The organism is Clostridium sp. C2-6-12 (assembly GCF_009928485.1).
In the GTDB taxonomy this organism is placed as follows: Bacteria; Bacillota; Clostridia; order Clostridiales; family Clostridiaceae; genus Clostridium.
The window spans coordinates 1-24915 of the sequence record NZ_JAABNP010000056.1 but is presented as its reverse complement, the minus strand read 5'-3'; the positions used below and the strand labels follow the sequence as shown (position 1 = coordinate 24915).

Sequence of the window (24915 nt, the reverse complement as noted above, 5' to 3'; positions counted from 1 at the left end):
AAGCAGATTTAAAAGCTTATGAAGATGCACTTACTAAAGAAGTAAGAAGAAGAGTAGAGAAATTTGGAAAGAAATAAGCAGTGAATTAATTGAGAGGGTATCTTTTAGGTACCCTTTCTTAAAAAGAATAATAAACTACGGCATATGAAAAAAAGAATAAGCTATGAACTTACTGTTTTTTTTATATGCCATAATATATAAAAATAAAGGAGAATTAATATGGAAATAGAAGTAGCAGATGCACAAGTAAATTCAAATTTAAAAAGAAAAAATATTTTTGATAAAATGAAAAAGCAAAAAACTTTAATCTTTATGGCTATTCCATTTGTCATATTTGTAGCTGTATTTAATTATGCACCTCTTATTGGATGGGTAATGGCGTTTCAAAAGTATAAACCGGCAAAAAGTTTTTTTAATCAAGTATGGTGTGGATTAGACCAATTTAAATTTTTATTTTCTGATCCTAATTTTCTTAGAGTAATAAGAAATACTTTATGTATGGCTTTAATTAATTTATCATTAGGATTTATTTGTTCTATAGGTTTTGCATTATTATTAAATGAAGTAAGAAGAATTTTGGCTAAAAAGTTTATTCAAACAGTATCTTATTTACCTCACTTTCTTTCTTGGATAATTGTAACAGGTATTGTAGCTGATGTTCTTACACCAGGAACAGGTGTTGTAAATCAAGTTTTACTTGGGTTACATTTAATAGATAGTCCGATTAATTTCTTTGCAGATACCAAATACTTTTGGGGTATAGTGGGAATAAGTAATGTTTGGAAAGAAGTTGGTTGGGGAAGTATAATATATCTTTCAGCTATTACTGCAATTAATCCTGATTTATATGAAGCAGCAGAGATTGATGGAGCAGGAAGATTCAAAAAAATGTTGAATGTTACACTTCCAGGTATTAAGTCAACAATATTTATATTACTTATTATGGATGTTGGACAAATTCTAAATGCAGGTTTTGAAGTTCAATACCTACTTGGAAATGGTTTAGTTCAGGATGTATCACAAACAATAGATATTTTCGTATTAAACTATGGTATTGGTTTAGGAAACTATTCACTAGCTACAGCAGCAGGTATATTTAAAAGTGTAATTAGTATAGTATTAATTTTTATAGCAAATAGTTTTGCAAAAAAAGTTGGAGAAGAAAGATTATTCTAAAGGAGGAGCATTTCAATGGCAGGAATTAAAAAAAGAAGTAGACACGATAAGATATGGGATAGTATCATAGGTGCATTTATGGTCGTATTTGTAGTTGTTACTCTGTATCCTATATTAAATACATTAGCTGTTTCATTTAATGATGGTATCGATTCTATAAGAGGTGGTATTACTTTATGGCCAAGAATGTTTACTCTTAAAAACTATGAAACAGTATTTAATAATCCTAATTTAAAACAAGCAGCATTTATATCTGTTTCAAGAACTGTTATTGGTACTATATTAAATGTATTTTTAACAGCGATGCTAGCATATGTATTGAGTAGAAAAGAATTTTTATTTAGAAAACAGCTTTCATTTATTTATGTATTAACAATGTATGTTGGAGGAGGAATGATCCCAGTATACATGTTAATGAAAACATTACATTTAACAAATAACTTTTTAGTATATATTTTGCCTGGGTTAACTAGTGCATTTAATATGATTGTAGTAAGAACTTATATGAATGGATTACCTGATAGTTTATCAGAATCAGCTAAAATTGATGGTGCAGGAGATTTAAGAATCTTTATTCAAATTATATTGCCATTATGTAAACCAGTTCTTGCAACAATTGCATTATTTGTAGCAGTAGGTCAATGGAATTCATGGTTTGATGCAATGATTTATTGTGCACAAAGTCCAAACTTAACAACTTTGCAATATGAACTTATGAAAGTACTATCTTCAGCATCACAACAAAGCTCTGGTTCAGCTGAAATAGCTAAAAATGCAACTAATATGATAACACCAACATCAGTGCGTGCAGCTATTACAATTGTAACAGCCTTACCAATTGTTTGCTTATATCCATTCTTACAAAAATATTTTGTATCAGGTCTTACTATAGGAGGCGTAAAAGAATAATGAGCGCATATAAAACAGGTATTTATAATAATGTTTTTAAAGAATATGGATATTCGGAAAAAGAAATTGAAGAAAAACTAGAAAATATTTACCAGACTATTTTCTATGGAGATGATTCTGAAAGATTATACCATACAGTAGGCGATGATATGGCATATTTCGTTGATACAGGTAACAATGATGCTAGAACAGAAGGTATGTCCTATGCAATGATGATGTGTGTACAAAGAAATATGAAAGAAGAATTTGATAGACTTTGGAAGTGGACAAAAAAATATATGTTTATGGAAGAAGGCTGGAATAAAGGTTACTTTGCCTGGTCTGTTGGTTTAGATGGTAAGAAGAATGCAAATGGACCAGCACCAGATGGAGAAGAATATTTTGCAATGGCATTATTCTTTGCTTCTAATAGATGGGGAGATGGTGAAGGTATTTTTAACTATTCAAAAGAAGCAAGAGAACTTCTTTATGAATGTGTCCACAAAGGAGAAAAAGAACCAGGAGATCCTATGTGGGAACCAACAAATAAATTAATAAAATTTGTCCCAGGTCTTAAATTTACAGATCCTTCATACCATTTACCACATTTTTATGAATTGTTTTCGCTTTGGTGTGTAGAAGAAGATTCTAAGTTTTGGAAAGATGCTGCTGAAGCTAGCAGAGAATACCTAAAAAAAGCATGTCATCCTGTTACAGGATTAGCCCCAGAATATTCAGAGTATGATGGAACACCTTGTGATTCGCCTTGGGGTAGAGGTTATCATGAAAGATTTTACAGCGACTCTTATAGGGTAGCAGCTAATTTAGGTTTGTCATATGAGTGGTTCAAAAATTCAGAATGGGAATGTGAATGTGCGGATAAGATTCAAACTTTCTTTTGTGAAACAGTTAAAGGTAAATCAGATTTAGTTTATGAAGTTGATGGAACAATTATTGAAGAAAAAGCACTTCATCCAGTTGCTATTATAGCAACTAATGCAATGTCTTCTTTAGCTAGCAAAGGAAAGTACAGAAAAGAATGTGTTGATTTATTTTGGAATACACCTTTGAGAACTGGTGAAAGAAGATATTACGATAATTGTTTGTATCTGTTTGCATTCTTAGCACTAAGTGGAAATTATAGAATTTGGAAGTAGAGGGAAGTAAACATGAATAAAATAAAAAATCCAATTTTAACAGGATTTTATCCAGATCCATCAATATGTGCAGTAGGAGATGATTTTTATTTAGTTACATCTACTTTTGCATACTTTCCAGGAGTACCAATCTTTCATAGTAGGGATTTGGTAAACTGGGAACAAATTGGACATGTATTAACTAGAGAATCACAATTAAATTTAGCAGATGCAGGACATTCACAAGGAATATTTGCACCTACACTACGATATAATAATGGGAAGTTCTATTTAATAACTACAAATGTTACCCATGGTGGAAATTTTATTGTAACAGCTGAAAAGCCAGAAGGACCATGGTCTGATCCATATTTTCTAGAAGGAGCAATAGGTATTGATCCAAGCTTATTTTTTGATGATGATGGAAAAGCATATTATGTAGGAACAAGACCAAACCCAGAAGGCGTACGTTATAATGGAGATTGGGAAGACTGGGTTCAAGAATTAGATTTAAATACTATGAAACTTGTAGGTGAGAGCCATAAAATATGGAAAGGTGCACTCCGAGATGCAATATGGCCTGAAGGTCCTCATCTATATAAAATAGATGGATATTATTATTTGATGATAGCAGAAGGCGGAACAGGACCTGAACATGCTGTTACTATTGCAAGAAGTAAATCTATATTTGGTAAGTATGAAGGGTGTCCGCGTAATCCTATAATTACTCATAGACATTTAGGAAAAAGTTATCCAATAAAACACGTTGGACATGCAGATTTAGTTAAGACCCAAGATGATAAGTGGTTTATGGTAATGTTGGCAAGTAGAACATGTGAAGGTTACTGCAATACTGGAAGAGAAACTTTCCTTGCTAAAGTAATATGGGAAGAAGGATGGCCAGTAGTAAATCCAGGTGTTGGAATTTTAGAGTTAGAACAAGATCATGAACTTCCAAAATATGAAATAGAACCAAAAGATTCATGTTATCATTTTTATGGAAATAAACTAGATGACAGATGGGTATTTTTAAGAAATCCAAGCGAAAATTTATATTCACTTACAGAAAAAGAAGGTTGTTTACGTCTATACTTAAAAGAAATAACTTTAAAAGAAAAAGATAATCCTGCATATATAGGAATAAGACAAGAAGAGTATTACTATAGCGTATCTACTATGATGGACTTTAAACCTAATAATGAAAATGAGTCTGCAGGAATTGCAATTGTTCAAAGCAATGAATATAATATTAGATATGTATGTACTAGAAAAAATGGCAAGGATATCTTAGAAATAGTTGAATGTAACGGTGGAAAAGATATTTTAGTCAATGAGGTAGAAATAAATTCAAATAGGCTTTGTTTAAAAGTAGTAAGTGATGGACAAAAATTAAACTTTTATTATGGATATGATGGAATTAACTATGAAGTTTTACAGAGAAATGTTAGTAGTATAAATCTAAGTACAGAGATAGCTGGTGGCTTTGTTGGATGTACAATTGGAATGTATGCAACGAGTAATGGTGAAGTTAGCAATAGTTATGCAGATTTCTACTGGTTTGAGTATAAAAACATAATAAAATAAAGTTAAAAGCTTAAATAAAATAGTATCTAATTGCTTGATAATTAGATATTATTCTATTTATGTTAGTTTATAGAATCTAGCTTGAGTTATTAACAGAAATAAAATTATTTAATAGTGTAGTTTTATTTCTTTTGATAATTTTAAAATATCATAAAAAATTATGTTACTATTTTATTATGAGGAGAAGAAATATGATAAAATAGTTATGGTATATATTTTATACATACAGGGGAGTTATATGAATAAATTTAAATTTTTAAACGATTATAGCATTAAGTCAAAATTAGCATTAATATATATTTTTTGTGTGTTAATACCTATGATTATCACAAATTCTATTGTTTATATAACTATAAAGAATAATCAGGTTAAAGAACAAAAAATAAATATGGAGCATGCAATAGATAGAGTTAAATATAATTTGGAAACAGTAATAGATGATTGCGTATTGGTTTCTAATCATTTACATAGTGATATAATTTTAAATGATTTTATTAGTAAAAGATATAATGATAGTATTGAATATTATGAAGCGTATAATTATTTACTAAAAAATAATCTTATAGATTATTATTATAATTCACAACATGTATATCAAGTTACAGTATATACCAATAATGATACTATAAACGATGGCGGAAAATTTAGAAAAATAACACCAGAAATTCGAAATAGTGAATGGTACAAGCAATTTGAGGAAAATAAAGAGAAGATGACAGTGTCTGTTTATTATGATGATGACAGAATGAAGTATTCTATTAATAATGTTGCAAGAACAATTAGCATTACTAGAAAATTGGATAATTTTCAAAAGAATACTGAAAATATTTTAAAAATAGATATTGATTATAATATAATTTCAAAAAATATTATGAATGAAAAAATGGAAAGTAATTTATATGTATGCAATGATAAATTTATTCTATTTACTAATAAAACAAATAGAGTTGGAACAGATAAATTTGATTCAATAGATCTTATAGAAGATAAAAATATTAAATTAAAGGATTATTTTAAGTTTAAGGTAAATAGTGATCAATGGAAGATTATAGTTACAGCTGATGATGTAAATCCATTGTCTGAAATCGTTGAACAAAAGTATATATTATTTGGGTTAATTATATTTAACTTATTACTGCCAACAATTATTATTACTTTAGTTTCGGATTCAATTGGGCATAGAGTAAAATTGCTTAGTTTATATTTAAGAAAAGTAGAAAATGAGGAATTTATAACAATTGAAAATAATCAAGGAAAAGATGAGTTAGGCAGTTTAATACGCAGTTACAATTTAATGGTATTAAGAATTAAAGAACTTATTGAAGTTGTATTTAAAAGAGATGTAGAAAAACAAAAGCTAGAATTATCTAAAAAGCAGGCTGAACTAAAAGCACTTCAAAGTCAAGTTAATCCTCATTTTATGTTTAATACATTAGAAAGCATTAGGATGAGAAGTTTGATTAAAGGAGAAGAGGAAACAGCAGGAATAATTGAAAATTTGTCAGTTTTATTAAGAAAAACTATAAATTGGGGAGAAGATCATGTTATTATTGATGAGGAGATGATATTTGTAGAAAGGTATCTTCAAATACAAAAATATCGTTTTGGTGAGAAATTATCCTTCAATTTTTATGTGATGGAAGAATGTAGAAATATGAAAATCCCTAAATTATCAATTGTAAGTTTTGTTGAAAATGCATGTGTGCATGGAGTTGAAGAAGTATCTCATAATGCCTGCATTAATATAACTATATTTAAAGATCAAAATAATCTTATTATTGAAATCTCTGATACAGGTAATGGAATAGATGAAAAAAGCTTACAAGAAATTAGAACTAAACTAATAAATGCAAATATAGATATGCTTAATAATAGTAAAAGTACTGGAGTTTTAAATACATATCTACGGTTACAGAATTATTGCAATGGTAATATGAAATTTGAGATTAATAGTGAAGTTAAAGAAGGAACTCAAATAATAATACAAATTTGTCTTGACGAATTAAATAATAATGGCAATTAACAAAATAATAATCTTTAAGGTGGGAAAAAAGCATATGATTAAAATCTTAATAGTAGATGATGAACCTTTTATTAGACAAGGATTAAAGATATTGATTAATTGGGAACAGTATGGCTATGAAATTGTAGGCGAAGCATCCAATGGAATTGAGGCAATAAAAGAATTAGAAACAAAAGAAGTGGATATAATAATTGCAGACATAAAGATGCCAGAAATGAATGGAATTGAGTTAATAGAACATGTGCGTAAAAACATTTCAGACCAAATAAAATTTATAGTTTTAAGTGGTTTTTATGAATTTGAATATGCAAAGAAAGCAATAAAGTATAATGTTACAGATTACATTTTAAAACCAATTCAAAAAGATGAATTAATCAAAGTATTAGTTGCTATTAAGGAAGAATGTATTAAGCAAGAACAGCAGTCTACCTTGCAGAAAATTAAGGATAAAGTTATATATGATAAATATTTAAATGAAATTATATATGGTAGATATGATGATACAAGTTTAGAATATATTAAGAAATGTCAAAAATTTTCTGAGGAATTGAGATATATAATTATAGAGATAAATTACAATGATGACTCTGGCGTAAATATTTCAGAAGATGAAAAAAGAAAAGAGCAACAAGCACTATATGAAAATATGATTAGTTTTTTAGGTGATAATTTTTATAATCTAATTATAGATAGTGCAAAGAGTAAAGAATGTTATGAGATTGGATTTATATATGATAAAAAACTTGCACAAAATGAAGGAATGAGTGAAAAAGAATACATTTTGAATTTAAAAGCTAATATTGAGAAAAGCCAAAAATATAGTTTTTATATTTACATAGGAGAAAAAGTTGGTGGAATTGAAGAAATAGCAGTGTCTTACAAATCTGCAACAGTGGCTAAATTGTTTGCTGATTTTTCAATTGAAAATAATATTTCGTATTACGATGAAATGGCTGAAAAGAAAGAGATAAGTTATGATATAGAAAAGCAGTATATGGATGAATTGATTTATCAAATTGAAGAAAATAATTCAGAAGAAATTATAAAATGTGTTGATAAAATTTACAATAGTTTTAGAGAATATAAGATAGATTTGGAAATTATAAAGATAAATATAAACTACTTGTTATGCAATTTAATTAATATTGCAAGAAAATTGGACTCGGACGTTGATCAAGAAGAAGTAATGAAATATATTCGCTGGGTTACTTTTGAACAAATTTTGAACAGGGGAAGTGCCAAACATGTGAAAAGCTTTTCCTTGGAATTTGCAAAATATTTGAATCAATTAAGACAAAATTCATTTCAAGGAATACTTAACCAAATTGATAAAGAAATTTCAGAGCATTATATGGATAAATTAAGTTTAAAATATTTAAGTGAAAAATATTATATTAATAGTGCATACTTAGGGCAAATGTTTAAAAAGCAATATAATATATCGTTTAAGGATTATCTAAATGCTTATAGAATTGAAAAAGCAGCTGAATTACTTAAGCGAAGTGATGAAAAAATTTATAAAATTGCAGAAAAGGTTGGTTATAATAATACTGATTATTTTATAAGCAAATTCGTTCAAATAAAAGAAAAAACTCCACTGCAATATAGAAAACAATTTTTTTCAGAAAATCACTAATACTTTATACCAATATTGCTAATGTTTAGAATAGGAACAAATATAATTGTGATGTAAAGTATTGTACCTCATAATAATAAATTATCATTGTCATTAGAAATACCTGATAGTACAATGTACATGATGAGAAATTTATTATATCGCAAATATTTTTTATACAACAATTAAAAGTGAGGTAACTTTAGATGAAAAAAAGCAAGTTTATTACAATTATAATCTTAATAGTTGTTATGGCTTTAAGCTTATTTCTTGTTTTGGTAAATAAAAGTGAAGAAAACGATATTAAATCCACTAATAGCAAAATTAAAAAATTTACAGCTTTTTTTGCAGTGGAAGGAAGGGAAATTCCAGATAGTAATAGAGTAAAAAATGTTATAGCAGAAAAAATAGGAGCTAAAATAAATGAAACATGGATTTCTGGACAGACGGCAAAAGAAAGAATTGGTGCAATGATTGCTTCAGGAGAATATCCTGACTTCATTGATGGAGGAGAAGGAACACAAGCGCTAGTAGATGCAGGTGCACTTGTACCATTAGAAGATAAGCTTGATAAGTATCCAAACATAAAGAAATTTTGGTCTGATAGTGAATGGGAAAAGGTAAAAAAAGATTATGGTCACATATATTACATACCTCAATTTGGAAATGCAAAAGATGATAAGTATACAGCAACAAATTTTAAAGGAGAAGCTTTCTGGATTCAAAAAGCAGTATTGGAATGGGCAGATTATCCTAAAATTGCAACTCTTGATGAATACTTTGATGTAATAGAAAAATACAAGGCTGCTAATCCAACGATAAATGGAGCGACTACTATTGGCTTTGAAATTTTATGTGACGATTGGAGATATTTCTGTTTAGAAAATCCACCTCAATTTTTAGCTGGGTATCCAAATGACGGAAAAGCTATAGTTAATAAAGAAACCTTAACAGCTAAAAGTTACGATTTAATTCCAGAGGCGAAAAAATATTTTAAGAAATTGAATGAAGAATATAATAAAGGAATTATAGATCCTGAAACATTTACTGAATCATATGATCAATATATTTCTAAATTAGCCGCAGGTAGAGTTCTAGGAATGGTTGATCAACAGTGGGAATTTCAAAATGCAGAATGGTCATTAAAGCAACAAAAAATGTATGAAAGAACCTATGTGCCACTAGCCTTATCATTTGATAAAAAGGTTAGAACAAATTATAAAACTAAGTTGGCAGTTAATCCAGGTTCTGGATTAGGCATTACAATTAGTTGTAAAGATGTAGATGGAGCATTAAAGGTTATTAATGATTTATTATCTAATGATGTACTGATATTAAGAAATTGGGGCGAAAAGAATATAGATTATGAAATAGGTAGTGATGGAATATTCTATAGAACTGAAGAACAAAGAGCCAATCAAACCGATTCACAATGGTTAAACAATAATATGTGTGGTTATGGATATTTCCCCAATTATTCAGAAGGCTATCTAGAGGATGGAATTAATTGTATAATGCCTAGTGATCAAGTAAGTGAATTTAAAGTTGGATTAAGTGAAATAGATAAAAAAATTCTAAAAGGATATGGATTTGAAAAATGGGCGGATTTTATACCAGATTCTGAGGAAGTCGGAGCTTGGTATCCTATTTATTCAGTATGTAATACATGGACTTCAGATGAGCCAGAGGGAATTGCTTTACAAAAGATGTCAGAAATTAAAAAAGAATGGCTTCCAAAGGTAATAATGGTGAAACCTAATCAATTTGATTATGCTTGGAACCAATATAAAACAACTCTTACAACTCAAGCGGATATAAAAGCTTATGAAGATGCACTTACTGAGGAAGTAAGACGAAGAGTGAAGTTATTTGGTAACCATTAATAGGATGTTATAATATTGATAAAAAGAATATATCTTGCGCAAGTTTTGATGATATCAAAGTGAATTCTTAGGAATTCACTTTTTTTTTCTTAAAATCAAAGAAAATATACTGCAATTTATGTCTATATAGAACTAATTTATTGCCAGTCTAATATATGAAAAAGAGATAATATTATAATAGGAAAGATATAAATTTAGAAATATTAAATAATAAGAAATATGGAGGTAAAGATTAATTCAATCAAATTATATAGTTATAGAATTTTAAATGAAAGAGAAGATTATGATGATAAAGTTGATAAGTATACGCAAAAAATACATGGACTTAAAGATAAGCTCAAAAATAGCTGTAATATATATTATGCTAATGATTTTTTCGGTAATTGTCAGCAGTTTTATATATGAAAAAATATACGATAATATTACATCGAAAAAGGTCAGTGAGTTATCGATTCAAACTCTTTATACCATAAAGTCAAATATAAATTCTATGATACAAAATATAAGTAATAATTCACGAATAATAATATCCAATCAAGATATACAATCCATATTAAAAGATTCAAGAAATGGTAAAGTGCATAACTCTCAGATTGATATGTATACTTATTTAAGTAGTATTATAGATTCAATGAATAACGTATCTTCAATTTATATTTATGATAACTTTGGAAACAAATATTATATAGATAAGCAACCTAAGAAGTCCTTTAAGCTTGATAGGATTGAAGATGCAAATTGGTATAAAACCGTCATGGAAGAAAAAGGCTATTACATATTGAGATTAAATGCAGGAGAAAAGGCAAATTATAATATTAATCAAAACTATGTTTCTTTTATTAGAGTAATAAACGATATGAAAACTCAAAAGCCAATAGGGACACTTGTAATAAATATAAAAGAAAGTTATTTTGTGAATTGTTATAAGGATATCATAAGTGAAAATGGTACTAATATTTTGCTTATGAATGAAAATAATGAATATATAGTGAATCCTAAGGAGGGAGACGATTTTAATCAAATAAGTGAATTGATAACAAAAGAGTTGGAAAATTCTTCTCAGGAAAAGGAATATAATTCAATAACAGAAAAAGTAAAAGGACAGGAGTATATCTTTTCATTTTTAAAAATTGAAGACTATAACTGGACGATCGTAAGCAAAATACCATTTAAGGAACTTTCAAAAGAATCAAATACTTTCTATTTTATGACATTTATTGTTACTATAATCAATGGGATATTGATGTTTATTGGGGCTGTTTCAATATCTAGATTGATTACTAACCCTATAAAAAAACTTTTAAGGTCTATGAAAGGGATAGAAATGGAGAATTTAAGAAAGTTAATATTGAAGTAGGTAATGATGAAATTGGAAAACTTAGAGATGGATATAATATTATGGTTTTTGAAATTGAAAAGCTTATCAATAGAATAGTTGAAGAGCAAAGGGTAAAGAGAAAAGCAGAATTGAGTGTGCTTCAAGCTCAAGTAAAACCTCATTTTCTCTATAATACCTTGGATGCTATGGGATATCTTGCTTTGTCAGGGAAATGCGATGAAGTATATGAAGCTTTAGAAGCTTTAGGTGGATACTATAGGACTAGCCTTAGCAAGGGCAGAGAGGTAATTACTGTGGGTGAAGAAATTGAAATAGTAAAAAATTATTTCTTATTGCAAAAGCTAAGGTATGGGGATATTTTTATAGACACTTATGAAGTTGATCAAAAGGTACTTAATTATAAAATATTAAAGCTTGTATTGCAGCCTATTGCGGAAAATGCATTGTACCATGGAATAAAACCTAAAGGTGAAAAAGGAAATATAAAACTTAAAGTTGCTTTAGTAGGAAAATTAATGAAAATATCTATAGAAGATAATGGTATGGGGATGACAGAAGACGAGCTTGAAAAGGTTATGAATGATAAAATTGATAATAATAATTTGAGCTTTGGACTAAGAGGAACCGTAGAAAGATTAAAAATTTTTTATGGTATATCGGAAGTTTACAAAATTGAAAGTCGTAAAAGATATGGAACTAAAGTTACGATTACAATTCCTATAGAAATGAGGGAGTAAAGTGGATAATAATTTTATAAAGATGTTAATAGTAGATGATGAAGAAAATACTAGAAATTTAATAAGGAAGTGTATTGATTGGAATGAAATTGGGATACAAATTGTTGGTGAAGCTTCTAGTGGACAAGAGGCTCTTGATATAATTGAAACAATTAATGTTGATATTATAATTACTGATATACGTATGCAGTTTATGGATGGGTTGGAGTTTAGTAAAAAAGTTGCTAAAAGATATCCACATATAAAGATTATTGTATGTACAGCTTATGAAGAATTTGAATATGCTAAGCAAGGAATAAAGATTGGAATAAATGATTTTTTACTAAAACCTATTAAAAGATCAGAACTTAGAGAATCTGTTGAAAGCTTGAAAAATAAGATTGAAACTGAAAGAATGAGCCGTGCTGAATATATGAAACTAAAAGAGCGATTATCAGAAAACTTTGGGTATTTAAAGGAAAAGTTTTTAAATGATCTGATTCAAAGAAGTTGTTTTTCTGAGGATATTGTAGATAAACTTTTATATTTTTCTGTGGAAAGCCTTGGTAAATATATTCAAATTGCAGTAATTGGAACTTCTCATATTAATAATGAAGGCTCTAAAAGCGAAGAAGAAGCTGTTTTACTGGACTTGGCTTGTGCAGAAATAGTTAAGAAATATTTTCAAGATTATAAAGATATATATGTAATTATTGACAATAGTCGTAACATAGTTATTTTAAACAGTAACTCTAAAATAGATATTATTTCTAGATGTGAACATATTAAAGATCTTCTAATAAATAGGCTGAATTGCTATGTGAGTGTAGGTATAGGGAATTTCTATAAAGATTTAAAAAACATAAAGAAATCTTATAGGGAGGCTCTTGAAGCATTAAATTATCAAGTGGTTTATGGTAAAAATCAGGTGATTTATTTTAATGATATGAATATTGAGAGTAAAGGTCTAGATATAAAGAATGAAGAAACTAATGAATTGGGTTTTTATATAAAAGCTGGGATTGATGAAAATGTTATATGTGTTATTGATAAAATATTTAATGATATTGATGCTACTAAAAATTATAATATTGGACAAGTAAGGGTATTATCAATAAATATTGTAACTATGGTTTTCAATTCAATAACAGAATTAGGACTAGATTATGAGCAGATGTTAGAATCCAAAGATTTTCCTTATAATTCTATACTAAAAATTGATACCATTACTGAAATGAGGGAGTATTTAATCAGGTTTGTTTTAAATGTGATTAAGTCAATAAAAGGGGCTAGGGCTAAAAAGGTTAATAAGGTTTGTTATGAAATCATAGAGTACATTCAAAAAAACATTTCAGATCCTGAATTATCACTTTCAAGTGTTGCAAATAAATTTTATTTAAATCCTAGTTATTTATGCAGAGTATTTAAACAAGAAATTGGACAAAGCTTTATAGAATATTTGACTAAAATTAGAATTGAAAAGGCAATAGAATTATTTAAGGAAACAGATTTAAGAAATTATGAGGTATGTGAAAAAATTGGAGTACCTGATCCGAATTATTTTGGAAAGTGTTTTAAGAAGTATACGGGCATTTCTGTAAGTGATTTTAAGAAAATTCAGTTTATTTAAAGAAGAGTCAGCAAGTGTATTGTTTTTGAAAACGATTAAAAGATGTAAAAAAACTACTCATTTAAGTAAATATTTTACGTTCTAAGAAAGTTAATAGTGAACTAAAATTATAATGTAAAACAAATAAGATCATATATTAATTTTAGGGGGTAAAAAAATGAAAAATGTCTTAAAAAAATTAGCAGCTATATCTATGTCCTTATTATTTGTAACTAGTGCAGTTGGTTGCGGAGCTAGCTCCTCAGGTGATGGGAAAAGCGCTGATAGTTCAAAGCAAGTTACTTTAAAATTATGGCATATATGGGCTGCCGACAGCGAGTCCAACAGAAAACCTTTTCTTAAAGTGTTAGAAGATTTTCAAAAAGACAATCCTGATATTAAATTAGAAATTGATGAAACAGAAGCTAAAGCATATGATACTAAAATCAAGACAGCAGCAGCTGGTGATGAACTTCCAGATGTATTTTATTCTCAGGCTGGGGGATCTATTAAAGGTTATGTAGATGCTGGAAAGATTTTGCCTATAGACGATTATTTAAATGATGGAACTAAAGATAGATTACTTCCAGGGGTTTTATCTAATATGACTTTTGATGGAAAAGTATATGGATTACCTTATACACAAGCAACTGCTGTATTCTACGTAAATAAAGAATTATTTGATCAAAATGGAATTAAGATTCCTGAAACTTATAATGACTTAGTAACCGCAGTTAAAGCTTTTAGAGCTAAAGGAATTACACCTATGACTGTAGGCGCTAAGGATGAATGGCCTACAACTCAATATTTTGATATTTTGTCTATTCGTTGTGCAGGAGCTAAGGTAGTTAATGATGCCCTTGAGAAAAAAGGTTCTTATGAAGATCCAGGTTTCATAGATGCTGCCGCAAAGTTCCAGGAATTAGTAAAACTTCAAGCATTTAATGAGGGTGCTCTTGGCGTAACAAGAGATGAATCAGAAATGGCTTTCTATGATGGTAAAATTCCAATGTATGTAAATGGTAGCTGGACTGTTGGTAATATTCAAAAAGAAGGCTCTAAGATTAAAGGTAAGATCCTTGCTTTGAAATTCCCAGTTGTTGAAGGTGGAAAAGGCGATATTAATGATTTTACAGGTGGAGCTGCTGAAGGATTCTTTGTAGGTGCTAAAACAAAACATAAAGAAGAAGCAGTTAAACTTCAAAAGTATATTACTGAACATCATTCAAAAGAAGCATATTTAGCAGGTGCTGGAATACCAACTTGGAAAATGGATATAGATGAATCTAAAATTGATCCTTTAAATTTACAAATAGTTAAAAATCTTAAGGATGCTAAGACAACTACACTATGGTTTAATTCAAAATTGTTAACTAAAGATGGTGATGATTATCAAAAAGAATTAACACAATTGTTCTCTTTACAAGTTACACCAGAACAATTTGCTAAAGATATGCAAAAAATGAATGCCAAGTAATGATTTAATTTTAAAGAGGATTGGAAGTTAATACTTAAATATAACTAGATTCTTGATAATAAATTCTTAGTAAATTGGATTTGTAGATTTTGTAGATTTCTACAAATCCAATATAATCTTTATGAAATTTATGAATATTTTGATTGGATTCATATTACTACATTGTATTTTATAGGTAGTATGGGGGAATTATATTCAGTAAGTTGAATATGTTAAGTTGAAAGCGAATTGTTTTTAGGAGGTTAACAATGGATAAAGTTCTTTCGGATAAAAAGGCAATAATATTCTTTTTATTTCCTGCACTGATATTTTTTGTTCTAATTGTATTTTTACCAATATTTATTTCAGGTTATTACAGTACACTTAACTGGGATGGTTTAAATAAACCAGTTTTTATAGGTTTGGATAATTATATAGAACTGTTTACTAAAACTACAGGAGGATTTGTTCTGTCTCTTAAAAATTCATTTTTATTTGTTCTTGTATCAGTTTTTATTCAATTACCTATTAGTTTATTTTTAGCATTAGTACTTGCTAATGGAGTTAAAGGAGAAAAGTTTTTTTTAAATGTTTATTTTATACCTGTAATAATTTCTACAGTTGTAATTGGACAACTTTGGATGAAGATTTATAATCCTGATTATGGATTACTTAATAGTTTTTTGAAATCAATAGGTCTTGAAAATATGGCAAAACCTTGGCTAGCTGATCCTAATACAGCCCTTGGAGCATCATTTGTGCCTACATTATGGCAATATGTAGGATATCATATGTTGTTAATGTATGCAGCCATAAAATCAATTCCTACAGATATATATGAAGCCGCAAAACTTGATGGAGCGTCAGGCGTAAAAATGGCTTTTAAAATTACTATACCACTAATAAAACCTATGCTCAAAGTATGTGTAACCTTCTCTGTTATAGGTGCTTTGAAGATTTTTGACCTTGTATATGTATTGACTAATGGCGGTCCTAACCATGCAAGTGAGGTACCAAGTACATTACTTGTTAATAATATATTTGTGCGAAGCATGTATGGATATGGAAGTGCCATAGCAATTTTTATAATAATTGAATGTCTGATATTTACAGGAATTATACAAAAATTCTTCAAAGTCGATGATGTGGAATAAATGAGTAGAGGGGTATGAAAAATGAGTAGTAATTACATTTCAAAAATTTTTGGAGGAAAAATTGTAAACAAGCTGTTATACATAGTTCTTATTGCATGGGCTGCTATACAAATTTTTCCATTATATTGGCTTATAACATTCTCCCTTAAAAATAATAGTGAAATATTCGGAGGTAACTTAGTTGGCTTACCTGAAAAGTTTTTATGGGAAAACTATGGAAAGGCATTAGTTAATGCAAATGTTGGGGGATATTTTGTTAATAGTGTAATAATTACAGCGGCTACTATATTTTTAACTGTAATAGTTTCACTAATGGCTTCTTATGCATTGGTTAGAATGAAATGGAAATTTAGAAATACTACTATGTTACTTTTTATGGCAGGATTAATGATACCAATTCATGCAGCGCTTCTTCCAGTGTTTTTAATATTGCGTAAAGTTAAGTTATTAGATACTTATTGGGCATTAATTTTACCATATGTTGCATTTGCCATTCCTATGGCTATTCTTATTCTTTCAAGCTTTATGAAATCTATTCCTAGAGAAATTGAAGAAGCGGCTTGTATTGATGGTTGCAGTATTTATAGAATATTTTTCAGTATTATTGTGCCTATTCTAAGACCAGCAGTAGCAACAATTTCTATATTTACATTTTTGCAAGCTTGGAATGAATTAATGTTTGCAACCGTATTTATTAATAAGCAAGCCTATAAACCACTGACAGTTGGAATTCAGTCTATGGCAGGAAAATATGCAACTGAATGGGGACCAATAGGTGCAGCCTTAGTTATTGCTACTATTCCTACAGTTATTATTTATCTTTTAATGAGCAGTCAGGTTCATAAGAGCTTAACAGCTGGTGCTCTAAAAGGTTAGTAGTTTATATAATAAATATGATAATTTTGAAAGCATCAGATTTAATATCTTGATGCTTTTTTGCACTTATTTTTAATAAAGTATTATAATTAATGTTTTATAATAGTAAATGAGAATATAGTATTTATGAAGATTAAAATATATAACAATTTATGTCCATACTGATTTAATATATTGCGAGAATAATAAATTAAACAGATGTAATATTATAAGTAATAATACAGTAAGTCAATTAACTAAAGTAATGGATACTTATAGGTAAATAATAAAATAGAAAAAGGAGAATTTTAATATGAATAATAATCCGATTATCTGGGCGGACTATCCAGATCCAGATGTAATAAGGGTAGAAGATACATACTATATGGTCAGCACAACAATGCATTTTATGCCAGGCTGTGTTATATTACGTTCTTATGATCTTATTAATTGGGAAGTGGCAACTCATGTATATGAGAAGTTAGACAATACACCAGGGCAAAAATTAGAAGGTGAAAAACATATATATGGAAAGGGAATGTGGGCAGCATCTTTACGTTATCATAATGGAAAATTTTATGTATGCTTTGTAGCAAATGATACTCATAAAACCTATTTATTTATAGCCGATGACATTAATGGACCTTGGAGTAAAAGTGAGATGGAAGGTTTTTATCATGATTGTTCACTTTTATTTGATGATGGTAGAACTTATATAGTTTATGGAAATACCGAGATACATCTTACAGAATTGAAGGAGGATCTTTCAGGTCCAAAACCAAATGGATTAAACCGAATTATTGTAAAAGAGACAGAAGAATTCTATCTTGGTTATGAAGGAGCACATTTTTATAAGATTAATGGCAAGTATTATGTGTTCTTTATTCATATGCTAAAAAAAGAAAATGCGCGTAGGACTCAAGCATGTTTTGTAGCAGATTCTTTAGATAGTGACTTTATTGGAGGCGAAGTTTTTAGTGATGATATGGGCTATTATAATTCTGGAATAGCTCAAGGTGGAATTGTAGATACTCCAGATGGAAAATGGTATGCTATTTTATTCCAAGATTATGGTGCAGTTGGACGTATACCTGTGGTTGTGCCAATGCATTGGGAAAAGGATATCCCGGTATTTGATAAGGAAGCACCAAAATATCTTGAAATTCAAAGCACACGACCAGAATATAAGTACAAGTCTCTTGTTGGAGATGATGATTTTATCTATGAACCTGATGCAAATGGAAAAGTTCATTTAAAGGATATTTGGGAATGGAATCATACACCAGCAGATGATTTGTGGTCAGTAACAGAAAAGATAGGAACTTATCGTATTTATTCAGGGAAAATAAGTTCAAATTTAAATTATGCAGTAAATACACTTACTCAACGTGCTTTTGGGCCTTCTTGTGAGGCAATTGTAACTTTAGATGGAAGTAATCTTAAAGATGGTGATTATGCAGGTTTATCTTTCTTAATAAGTTCATATGGTTTAATTGGACTTACTAGGGAAGAGGGGAAATATTATTTAGTAATGCTAGCAAGAAATACAGAAGACAAATCTATTTTTGGAAATCTTATAGACAAAGATCCAGGAACAGAATATGCAAGGATTTCTCTACAGGGAAATAAAATTAAACTTAAAGCAAAAGGATATTTTGAGAATAAAAGAGACGAATGCGAGTTTTATTATGAAGCTGGAGGAGAATGGATAAAACTTGGTATTACACATAATATGATATGGAAGATGGATCAATTTGTAGGATGCCGTTTAGGACTATTTTTATATTCCACAAAGGAGATTGGTGGAAGTGCTGATTTTTCAGAATTCCAATATAATATTATATAGTTAAAATATAATAAGCTACATCTTTTTAAGAAAATTTAAGAAGATGTAGCTTATATAATTAAGTAAAAAGTATATCGCTTCTAATTATAAGATATAGGCATTTTAATATAAATTGCGCAACCAAATCCTAGCTTGCTATTTATATTGATACCATAGTCATTTCCATAGGTTAATTTAAGTCGTTTATTTGTATTAAATAAACCAATATGATTTGAGTGATCACCATCTAAATATAGCTTATTTTTTATATCCTTAAGCTTTTCTTTAGGAATACCAATCCCATTATCAATAATTGTGAGCAGTAGAAGCTCATTTTTTATTGATAATTTTATTTTAATTTTGCCGTGTTCCTCTTTATTTTTAATTCCATGATAGATACAATTTTCAACAAGTGGCTGTATTAGTAACTTAATTGTTGAAATAGAATGTACACTTTTATTATAAATCCATGTAACATCAAATTTATTTGTGTATCTTGTCATTTGAATATCTAAATAAGTTTTTGTATATCTAATTTCATCCTCAATTGAAACCTTATTAAATGGAGTTGCTAAGGAATAGTTTAAGATATCAGATAAATTTTCTATCATCTTAATAGGTTTACTACAGCTTCCACTTATTTTTATTACTTCCCAATATATTGTATGTAATGTATTATACAAAAAATGAGGATTAATTTGAGATTGCAGTGCAATAAGCTCCATATTTTCAAGTTTATATTTTCTTTCAGATAGCTGTATTTTTAAATAATGTTGTTCAATAAATGTGGTAATTAAATTTTCTATAATATATCCATATTCATTTTTTGTATTGTTATTTATCACAGGAGGTGTTTGATTATTTTTAGCAGAATCAATTATGGAGATAATATTTGAAATTTGTTTGTAGTTTTTTCTTGTAAGATAAAATGTTAAAAGTAATCCTAAAATAAATGAAAATAGTAACAATACCAAAGTAGATTTAATTAATCTTATAGAAACATAGTATAGAATATCTTCTGGAATTACAGATATATAGTTTAAAGAAAATCTATTAGAATGAACAATTGATTTACTTAAAAATTTATTTTCCTTTGAAGAATATATTGTATTAATGTTAGACTTTATAAGTTCTTTAATATCGAAATCATCTATATTACTAGATGTTTTGCTACTGGCAATTTCCTTATTATTGTCATCTAATATAAATATATTTTGCTCTGGAGCAGTAACAGATTTATTTAATAGATTTTGTATGTAGTCAGCTTTGAGATTTAAAGCTATTACACCATTGTTCAAAAGCATACGCTTATATACTGTTATAAGTTTAGTTTCTTTTTCTTCGAAATCATATTGCTTTATGTTTCTGGTTTCTATCCACATTTTTTCTTCTGAGGAATGATGCATATAGTTATCATACCAAGAGGTATCAAAGAAATTATTTAAAGATGCTATTCCATTATTAGTGGTGCAAAATCTACCATTTTCATTTTCGTAGTAAATATGTATAGAATAAATGTATGGTTTTGAATTGGCAAATGAATTTAGGAAGAAACAAGTTGTATCTATATTTGATAAATCTGATGAATACATTGTTTCTTTTTTTAAAACTCTTTTTAGATTAAAAGCCATATTAGACGGACTGTCGAATTGAATATTAAGGGTATCTATTTCATTAAAAATTAAGTCAATATTTGTTTGTGCTTGATTTAGCAGATTTATATCGTTTTGAGTTATCTGATTTTTAATATATCTTTGAGTAATAACTATTGACAAAGAACCTAATACTAATGTAGGGATTAGCAAAGGAATTAAAAATATAATCAAATTTTTCATAAAAAAACTTTTTTTCAAAAAATGCATCACCTTTCAAAAGGAGTAATATTACTGGTATTTTTTTGATTTCTATACTCCTTAGGACTTTTTCCATAAAAATTTTTAAAAGTTCTAGTAAAATTTTTCGTATTACTATAGCCAACCATTTCACTAATTTCATAAGTTTTATATTTTATATCGTCTAATAGCTCAGCAGCTCGATTCATTTTTACTTTTATCAAATAATTAGAAAAACATTCTCCGGTCTTTTGTTTAAAAAATTGACTTAAGTAGTTAGGATTCATATGAACCTCTTCAGCAATATCTTCAAGTTTTGCAACTTTATAGTGTTCGTTTACATAATCTTTGACAAAGGAAATAATTTTTGAATCGTAATTTGATAAATCTTTAAGAGGGTTTATATTTATATCAAAACTATTAGAGTGATTAATAGAATATTCTTTGTCTAAAGTTTTTTTTAGAGAAGAAAACACTTCAAAAATTTCATTATATTTTGAAGGCTTTACAATATAATCACTAACACCATAAACTAAAGCATTTCGGGCATATTCAAAATCCTTATAGGCACTTAAAAAAATAATTTTTACTTTTAGTTTACGATTAAATATTTCTTTTGCAAGTCCAATGCCATCTAAAAAAGGCATTTTTATATCGCAAAGGATTACATCTGTTGGGTTATTTAAAATATATTCTAATGCAAGCTTTCCATTTTCCAATTGCTCAACAATTTCAAAGCCTAAATCCACCCAAGGAAAATAGCTGCATAATAAATTTCTAGATTCATTTTCATCATCTACCACAAGTAGTTTGTACATTATAATCCTCCTTCTAATATAAAAAGTATGTAAAAGAGATGTATGATTACGTATTCATAACGATTTTACCATATAACAAATAAACTTGCATATACAAAACAGCCGGTGCATTAAAAATTATGAAAAAGTGATGCTAATAATAAGAATATGATGCTTTTTATAAGATAAAGATACCTTTTTAAATTATCTATGAAGAAGTTTTGTTTTTTGGATACCATTTATAACAATAAACATCTTATGTAAATAATTATAATTATGATAAAATGGATTATAATGATAGAAGATATATATTTTAAATGAGTAAGTCATTGAATTATTGAGGTAATTAAGTGATTTTAAGAATGGGGAGTGTTTTGTATGCATAATGAATTTTATAATATCCATGAGATAATAAAAGGCGTATATCATATAAGTGACTTAAATAAAATATGCTGTACATTAATTGTAGGAGGGGAAAAAGCATTATTGTTTGATACTGGTTATGGTATTGGAGATTTAAAACAAGTAGTAAAATCTATAACTGACTTACCTACTATTGTAGTCAATAGCCATGGTCACCTTGATCATATGGGTGGAGACTATCAATTCGATCAAATACATATTCATGAAGAGGATATATCCTTAATGAAGGAAATTCTGTTATCAAATAAGAGAAAATGGACTGTGGATAATTATAGAAGAAATATAGGTCTTCCAAAAGGTTTTAAGGAAGAAGAATATGTTAAGAGAGATTATAATATAGATTTTATTCCGGTAAAAGAAGGAGAAATATTTAATTTGGGTGGATATGAACTTGAAGTAGTTTATTCTACAGGGCATACTGCTGGATGTATTTCATTAATTGAAAGAAAGAACAAGCTATTGCTTTCTGGAGACATGATATTACAGCATGTATGGATGTTTCTAGAAGAAAGTAAAAAAATAAGTGAATATATAGAGAGTCTTAAAAAGCTAAGCGAATTAGATGTGAATATTATTCTTACTTCTCATTCGAGCGAACCCTATAGTAAAGAGTTATTGAATAAGTTGATTGATTGCGTTAATAATATTGATATTTCTAAAAGTGAACCATATTTTAATGAAGCATATCCTTATAAAGCATTTTTGTATTCAGAAGGTGGAAAACCTTTTGCCAGCAAGGACTACGTGTCTATTGTTTTTAGAGAAGATAAATTGTAATGCTATATAACTTTTATAATTAATAGTCCAGCTTATAGGAACAGCTAAAATCATAAGGCTGTCTTTTATAAGTTGGACATTCTATTTTTACTACATTTTAAATAGCATGAATATTAATAACTATAATAAAATGATGTATTTTATAAGATTAGGATACCTTTTGGGGATTAAATCAAAAAAAGTTCTGCTAAAACGATACCATTTATAATAATAGGTCACTTATGTAAATAATTACATTTGTGATAGAATACCATTAAAGCTGCAGCAATAAGTGAAGTATTTAGTGCGTTTGGCACTATACAAAATTAGGAGGATATTTATGAAAAATAGAAAAAAAATCATTAGTATTTTATGTGCTCTTTCAATAGCTACATCTATGTTTGTAGGTTGTGGCAGTGCGTCTAAAGAAACTGCTAAAGATAGCAGTAAAGGAGAACAAGTAACTTTAAGGTTTTCTTGGTGGGGAAGCGATGTACGTCATAAGGCAACTTTAGAAGCAATAGATTTGTATATGAAACAAAATCCTAATGTAAAGATAGAAGCAGAATATGGTGGTGTTGATGGATATCAAGATAAGTTATCAACTCAATTAGGTGGTGGTACTGCACCAGATCTTATTCAAGTGGACAACCCTTGGATTTATGATTATGCAAAACAAGGAGAAATGTTTTATGACTTAAATGAGTTTAAAGACATAATTGATATGAGTGGGTTTGATAAAAAATTCTTAGATGGTTACGCTACACTTAATGGAAAAATTCAAGGATTACCAATGGGATTAAATGCATTAACTATAGTTTATAATAAGGATATTTTAAAAGCTGCAAATGCTGATATAACTAAAGATTTAGATTGGGACAAATTAATTGAAGAAGGAAAGAAAGTTCATGCACAAAACAATAGCAATTATTTATTAAATGCTGAACAAAATAACTTTTTAGATTTTATTATTATGCCATATGTTATTCAAAAAACTGGTCAACAATGGGTAAAAGATGATTATACAATGGGATTTGATAAAGCTACACTTACTCAAGCATTTGAACTTGAAAAGAAATTGTTTGATGAAAGTATTGTACAACCAGCAGAGCAAAGCTTTACTTTTAAATCTAAACCAGAGCAAAATACTGCATGGATAAATAAGCAATTTGGCGCTGCTATTAGCTGGGCAGCTGGTATAGGAGTACTTAGTGGCACTTTAAAAGATAGTGCAGATGTTACATTATATCCAGTACCTAAAGATGCGAAAAGTTCAGGTATAGTAGTAAGACCTGCCACTTTACTTTGCATTAATAAAAAATCAGCTAATGCAAAAGAAGCAGCTAAATTTATGAACTTTTTCTTTAACGATAAGGAAGCAGCTAAAGCTTTAGGAGATGTTAGATCTATACCACCTGTAGAGGCTTCAAGAAAAGCAGCATTAGAGGCAAACAAAGTAAATCCATTAGCAGTTAAAGCTGTTGAGGCAGCAACAAAAAACCCAGGATTAATATATAATGGTGTTTCTAGTAATTCAGAATTAAGAAATATTTTATTAACTGAAATTGAAAATGTTGCATATAAAAAGTTTACACCTGATCAAGCAGCAGATGATATGATTAAACTTTATGAAAGTAAATTAAAAGAATTGAAGAGTGCTGCAAATTAGAATGAATTAATCAATACCTAGTAAGGTTGTATTTAAGAAACTCCAGCATACATTTTAACTCCATTGATTTTTTATATTTTTAATGAAGGATTAATATATTATGCTGGAGTGTTTTTATATATAAATTAGGTTGTTGAATAACTAATTTTTACAAATGGTTATTCAAGAAAATATTCTTA

Annotated in this window: 18 protein-coding genes; 16 read left to right on the top strand and 2 right to left on the bottom strand. The window is 28.4% G+C overall.

From position 1 onward, the window contains the following. The first annotated feature begins 219 nt into the window (after nucleotides 1–219). From GXK56_RS25965 to GXK56_RS25905, 14 genes are all read left to right on the top strand, one after another. Nucleotides 220–1176 (top strand): ABC transporter permease subunit, encoded by a 957-nt coding sequence (locus GXK56_RS25965; RefSeq protein ID WP_160692948.1) that lies wholly within the window; start codon nucleotides 220–222, stop codon nucleotides 1174–1176. 15 nt (nucleotides 1177–1191) lie between these two features. After that, on the top strand, nucleotides 1192–2085 hold the full coding sequence (locus GXK56_RS25960) for a carbohydrate ABC transporter permease (protein ID WP_160692946.1): 894 nt from the start codon (nucleotides 1192–1194) through the stop codon (nucleotides 2083–2085). Then, nucleotides 2085–3221, top strand: coding sequence for a glycosyl hydrolase family 8 (locus tag GXK56_RS25955; RefSeq protein WP_160692944.1), 1137 nt, complete (start codon nucleotides 2085–2087; stop codon nucleotides 3219–3221). Before GXK56_RS25960 ends, GXK56_RS25955 begins: the two co-directional genes overlap by 1 nt. Before the next feature lie 12 nt (nucleotides 3222–3233). Then, the gene (locus GXK56_RS25950) at nucleotides 3234–4784 is read left to right on the top strand and encodes a glycoside hydrolase family 43 protein (protein ID WP_160692942.1); all 1551 of its coding nucleotides are present in this window, start codon (nucleotides 3234–3236) and stop codon (nucleotides 4782–4784) included. A 238-nt stretch (nucleotides 4785–5022) separates the two neighbouring features. Continuing rightward, nucleotides 5023–6807 carry a sensor histidine kinase gene (locus GXK56_RS25945; RefSeq protein WP_160692940.1) on the top strand — a complete coding sequence of 595 codons (1785 nt, stop codon included), beginning with the start codon at nucleotides 5023–5025 and terminating at the stop codon, nucleotides 6805–6807. 34 nt (nucleotides 6808–6841) lie between these two features. Then, nucleotides 6842–8443: a response regulator gene (locus GXK56_RS25940; protein WP_160692939.1), complete on the top strand. Its 1602-nt coding sequence runs from the start codon at nucleotides 6842–6844 to the stop codon at nucleotides 8441–8443. Nucleotides 8444–8628: 185 nt separating this feature from the next. Beyond that, the gene (locus tag GXK56_RS25935; RefSeq protein WP_160692938.1) at nucleotides 8629–10305 is read left to right on the top strand and encodes an extracellular solute-binding protein; all 1677 of its coding nucleotides are present in this window, start codon (nucleotides 8629–8631) and stop codon (nucleotides 10303–10305) included. A 268-nt stretch (nucleotides 10306–10573) separates the two neighbouring features. Continuing rightward, nucleotides 10574–11662 (top strand): cache domain-containing protein, encoded by a 1089-nt coding sequence (locus GXK56_RS28445; protein ID WP_243156278.1) that lies wholly within the window; start codon nucleotides 10574–10576, stop codon nucleotides 11660–11662. 41 nt (nucleotides 11663–11703) lie between these two features. Further along, nucleotides 11704–12381 carry a histidine kinase gene (locus GXK56_RS28440; RefSeq protein ID WP_243156277.1) on the top strand — a complete coding sequence of 226 codons (678 nt, stop codon included), beginning with the start codon at nucleotides 11704–11706 and terminating at the stop codon, nucleotides 12379–12381. Nucleotide 12382: 1 nt separating this feature from the next. Then, nucleotides 12383–13990: a response regulator gene (locus tag GXK56_RS25925; RefSeq protein WP_160692937.1), complete on the top strand. Its 1608-nt coding sequence runs from the start codon at nucleotides 12383–12385 to the stop codon at nucleotides 13988–13990. Nucleotides 13991–14147: 157 nt separating this feature from the next. Continuing rightward, a complete protein-coding gene (locus GXK56_RS25920; RefSeq protein WP_160692936.1) occupies nucleotides 14148–15446 on the top strand; it encodes an extracellular solute-binding protein in 1299 nt (432 codons plus the stop codon). A gap of 248 nt (nucleotides 15447–15694) precedes the next feature. Next, nucleotides 15695–16579: a sugar ABC transporter permease gene (locus tag GXK56_RS25915; RefSeq protein ID WP_160692935.1), complete on the top strand. Its 885-nt coding sequence runs from the start codon at nucleotides 15695–15697 to the stop codon at nucleotides 16577–16579. A gap of 21 nt (nucleotides 16580–16600) precedes the next feature. Continuing rightward, nucleotides 16601–17455, top strand: coding sequence for a carbohydrate ABC transporter permease (locus GXK56_RS25910; protein ID WP_160692934.1), 855 nt, complete (start codon nucleotides 16601–16603; stop codon nucleotides 17453–17455). Nucleotides 17456–17747: 292 nt separating this feature from the next. After that, entirely contained in the window at nucleotides 17748–19280 is a 1533-nt protein-coding gene (locus GXK56_RS25905; RefSeq protein WP_160692933.1) for a glycoside hydrolase 43 family protein, read from the top strand. Between the two features lie 80 nt (nucleotides 19281–19360). On the opposite strand, the gene GXK56_RS25900 is transcribed toward GXK56_RS25905, so the two are convergent. Together GXK56_RS25900 and GXK56_RS25895 are read right to left on the bottom strand one after the other, a co-directional pair. Further along, entirely contained in the window at nucleotides 19361–21094 is a 1734-nt protein-coding gene (locus GXK56_RS25900) for a sensor histidine kinase (protein ID WP_243156276.1), read from the bottom strand. Between the two features lie 26 nt (nucleotides 21095–21120). Beyond that, nucleotides 21121–21909 (bottom strand): response regulator, encoded by a 789-nt coding sequence (locus GXK56_RS25895; RefSeq protein WP_160692931.1) that lies wholly within the window; start codon nucleotides 21907–21909, stop codon nucleotides 21121–21123. 357 nt (nucleotides 21910–22266) lie between these two features. On the opposite strand from GXK56_RS25895, the gene GXK56_RS25890 reads away from it, so the two are divergent. Together GXK56_RS25890 and GXK56_RS25885 are read left to right on the top strand one after the other, a co-directional pair. Next, nucleotides 22267–23088: an MBL fold metallo-hydrolase gene (locus GXK56_RS25890; RefSeq protein WP_160692930.1), complete on the top strand. Its 822-nt coding sequence runs from the start codon at nucleotides 22267–22269 to the stop codon at nucleotides 23086–23088. A 319-nt stretch (nucleotides 23089–23407) separates the two neighbouring features. After that, nucleotides 23408–24736 (top strand): ABC transporter substrate-binding protein, encoded by a 1329-nt coding sequence (locus GXK56_RS25885; protein ID WP_160692928.1) that lies wholly within the window; start codon nucleotides 23408–23410, stop codon nucleotides 24734–24736. The last annotated feature ends 179 nt before the right edge of the window (nucleotides 24737–24915 follow it).

Bases quoted from the DNA above. Each gene is read 5' to 3' on its own strand.
- GXK56_RS25965 (WP_160692948.1), top strand. From the start codon at position 220: ATGGAAATAGAAGTAGCAGATGCACAAGTAAATTCAAATTTAAAAAGA.
- GXK56_RS25960 (WP_160692946.1), top strand. From the start codon at position 1,192: ATGGCAGGAATTAAAAAAAGAAGTAGACACGATAAGATATGGGATAGT.
- GXK56_RS25955 (WP_160692944.1), top strand. From the start codon at position 2,085: ATGAGCGCATATAAAACAGGTATTTATAATAATGTTTTTAAAGAATAT.
- GXK56_RS25950 (WP_160692942.1), top strand. From the start codon at position 3,234: ATGAATAAAATAAAAAATCCAATTTTAACAGGATTTTATCCAGATCCA.
- GXK56_RS25945 (WP_160692940.1), top strand. From the start codon at position 5,023: ATGAATAAATTTAAATTTTTAAACGATTATAGCATTAAGTCAAAATTA.
- GXK56_RS25940 (WP_160692939.1), top strand. From the start codon at position 6,842: ATGATTAAAATCTTAATAGTAGATGATGAACCTTTTATTAGACAAGGA.
- GXK56_RS25935 (WP_160692938.1), top strand. From the start codon at position 8,629: ATGAAAAAAAGCAAGTTTATTACAATTATAATCTTAATAGTTGTTATG.
- GXK56_RS28445 (WP_243156278.1), top strand. From the start codon at position 10,574: ATGAAAGAGAAGATTATGATGATAAAGTTGATAAGTATACGCAAAAAA.
- GXK56_RS28440 (WP_243156277.1), top strand. From the start codon at position 11,704: ATGGTTTTTGAAATTGAAAAGCTTATCAATAGAATAGTTGAAGAGCAA.
- GXK56_RS25920 (WP_160692936.1), top strand. From the start codon at position 14,148: ATGAAAAATGTCTTAAAAAAATTAGCAGCTATATCTATGTCCTTATTA.
- GXK56_RS25915 (WP_160692935.1), top strand. From the start codon at position 15,695: ATGGATAAAGTTCTTTCGGATAAAAAGGCAATAATATTCTTTTTATTT.
- GXK56_RS25910 (WP_160692934.1), top strand. From the start codon at position 16,601: ATGAGTAGTAATTACATTTCAAAAATTTTTGGAGGAAAAATTGTAAAC.
- GXK56_RS25905 (WP_160692933.1), top strand. From the start codon at position 17,748: ATGAATAATAATCCGATTATCTGGGCGGACTATCCAGATCCAGATGTA.
- GXK56_RS25900 (WP_243156276.1), bottom strand. From the start codon at position 21,094: ATGAAAAATTTGATTATATTTTTAATTCCTTTGCTAATCCCTACATTA.
- GXK56_RS25895 (WP_160692931.1), bottom strand. From the start codon at position 21,909: ATGTACAAACTACTTGTGGTAGATGATGAAAATGAATCTAGAAATTTA.
- GXK56_RS25890 (WP_160692930.1), top strand. From the start codon at position 22,267: ATGCATAATGAATTTTATAATATCCATGAGATAATAAAAGGCGTATAT.
- GXK56_RS25885 (WP_160692928.1), top strand. From the start codon at position 23,408: ATGAAAAATAGAAAAAAAATCATTAGTATTTTATGTGCTCTTTCAATA.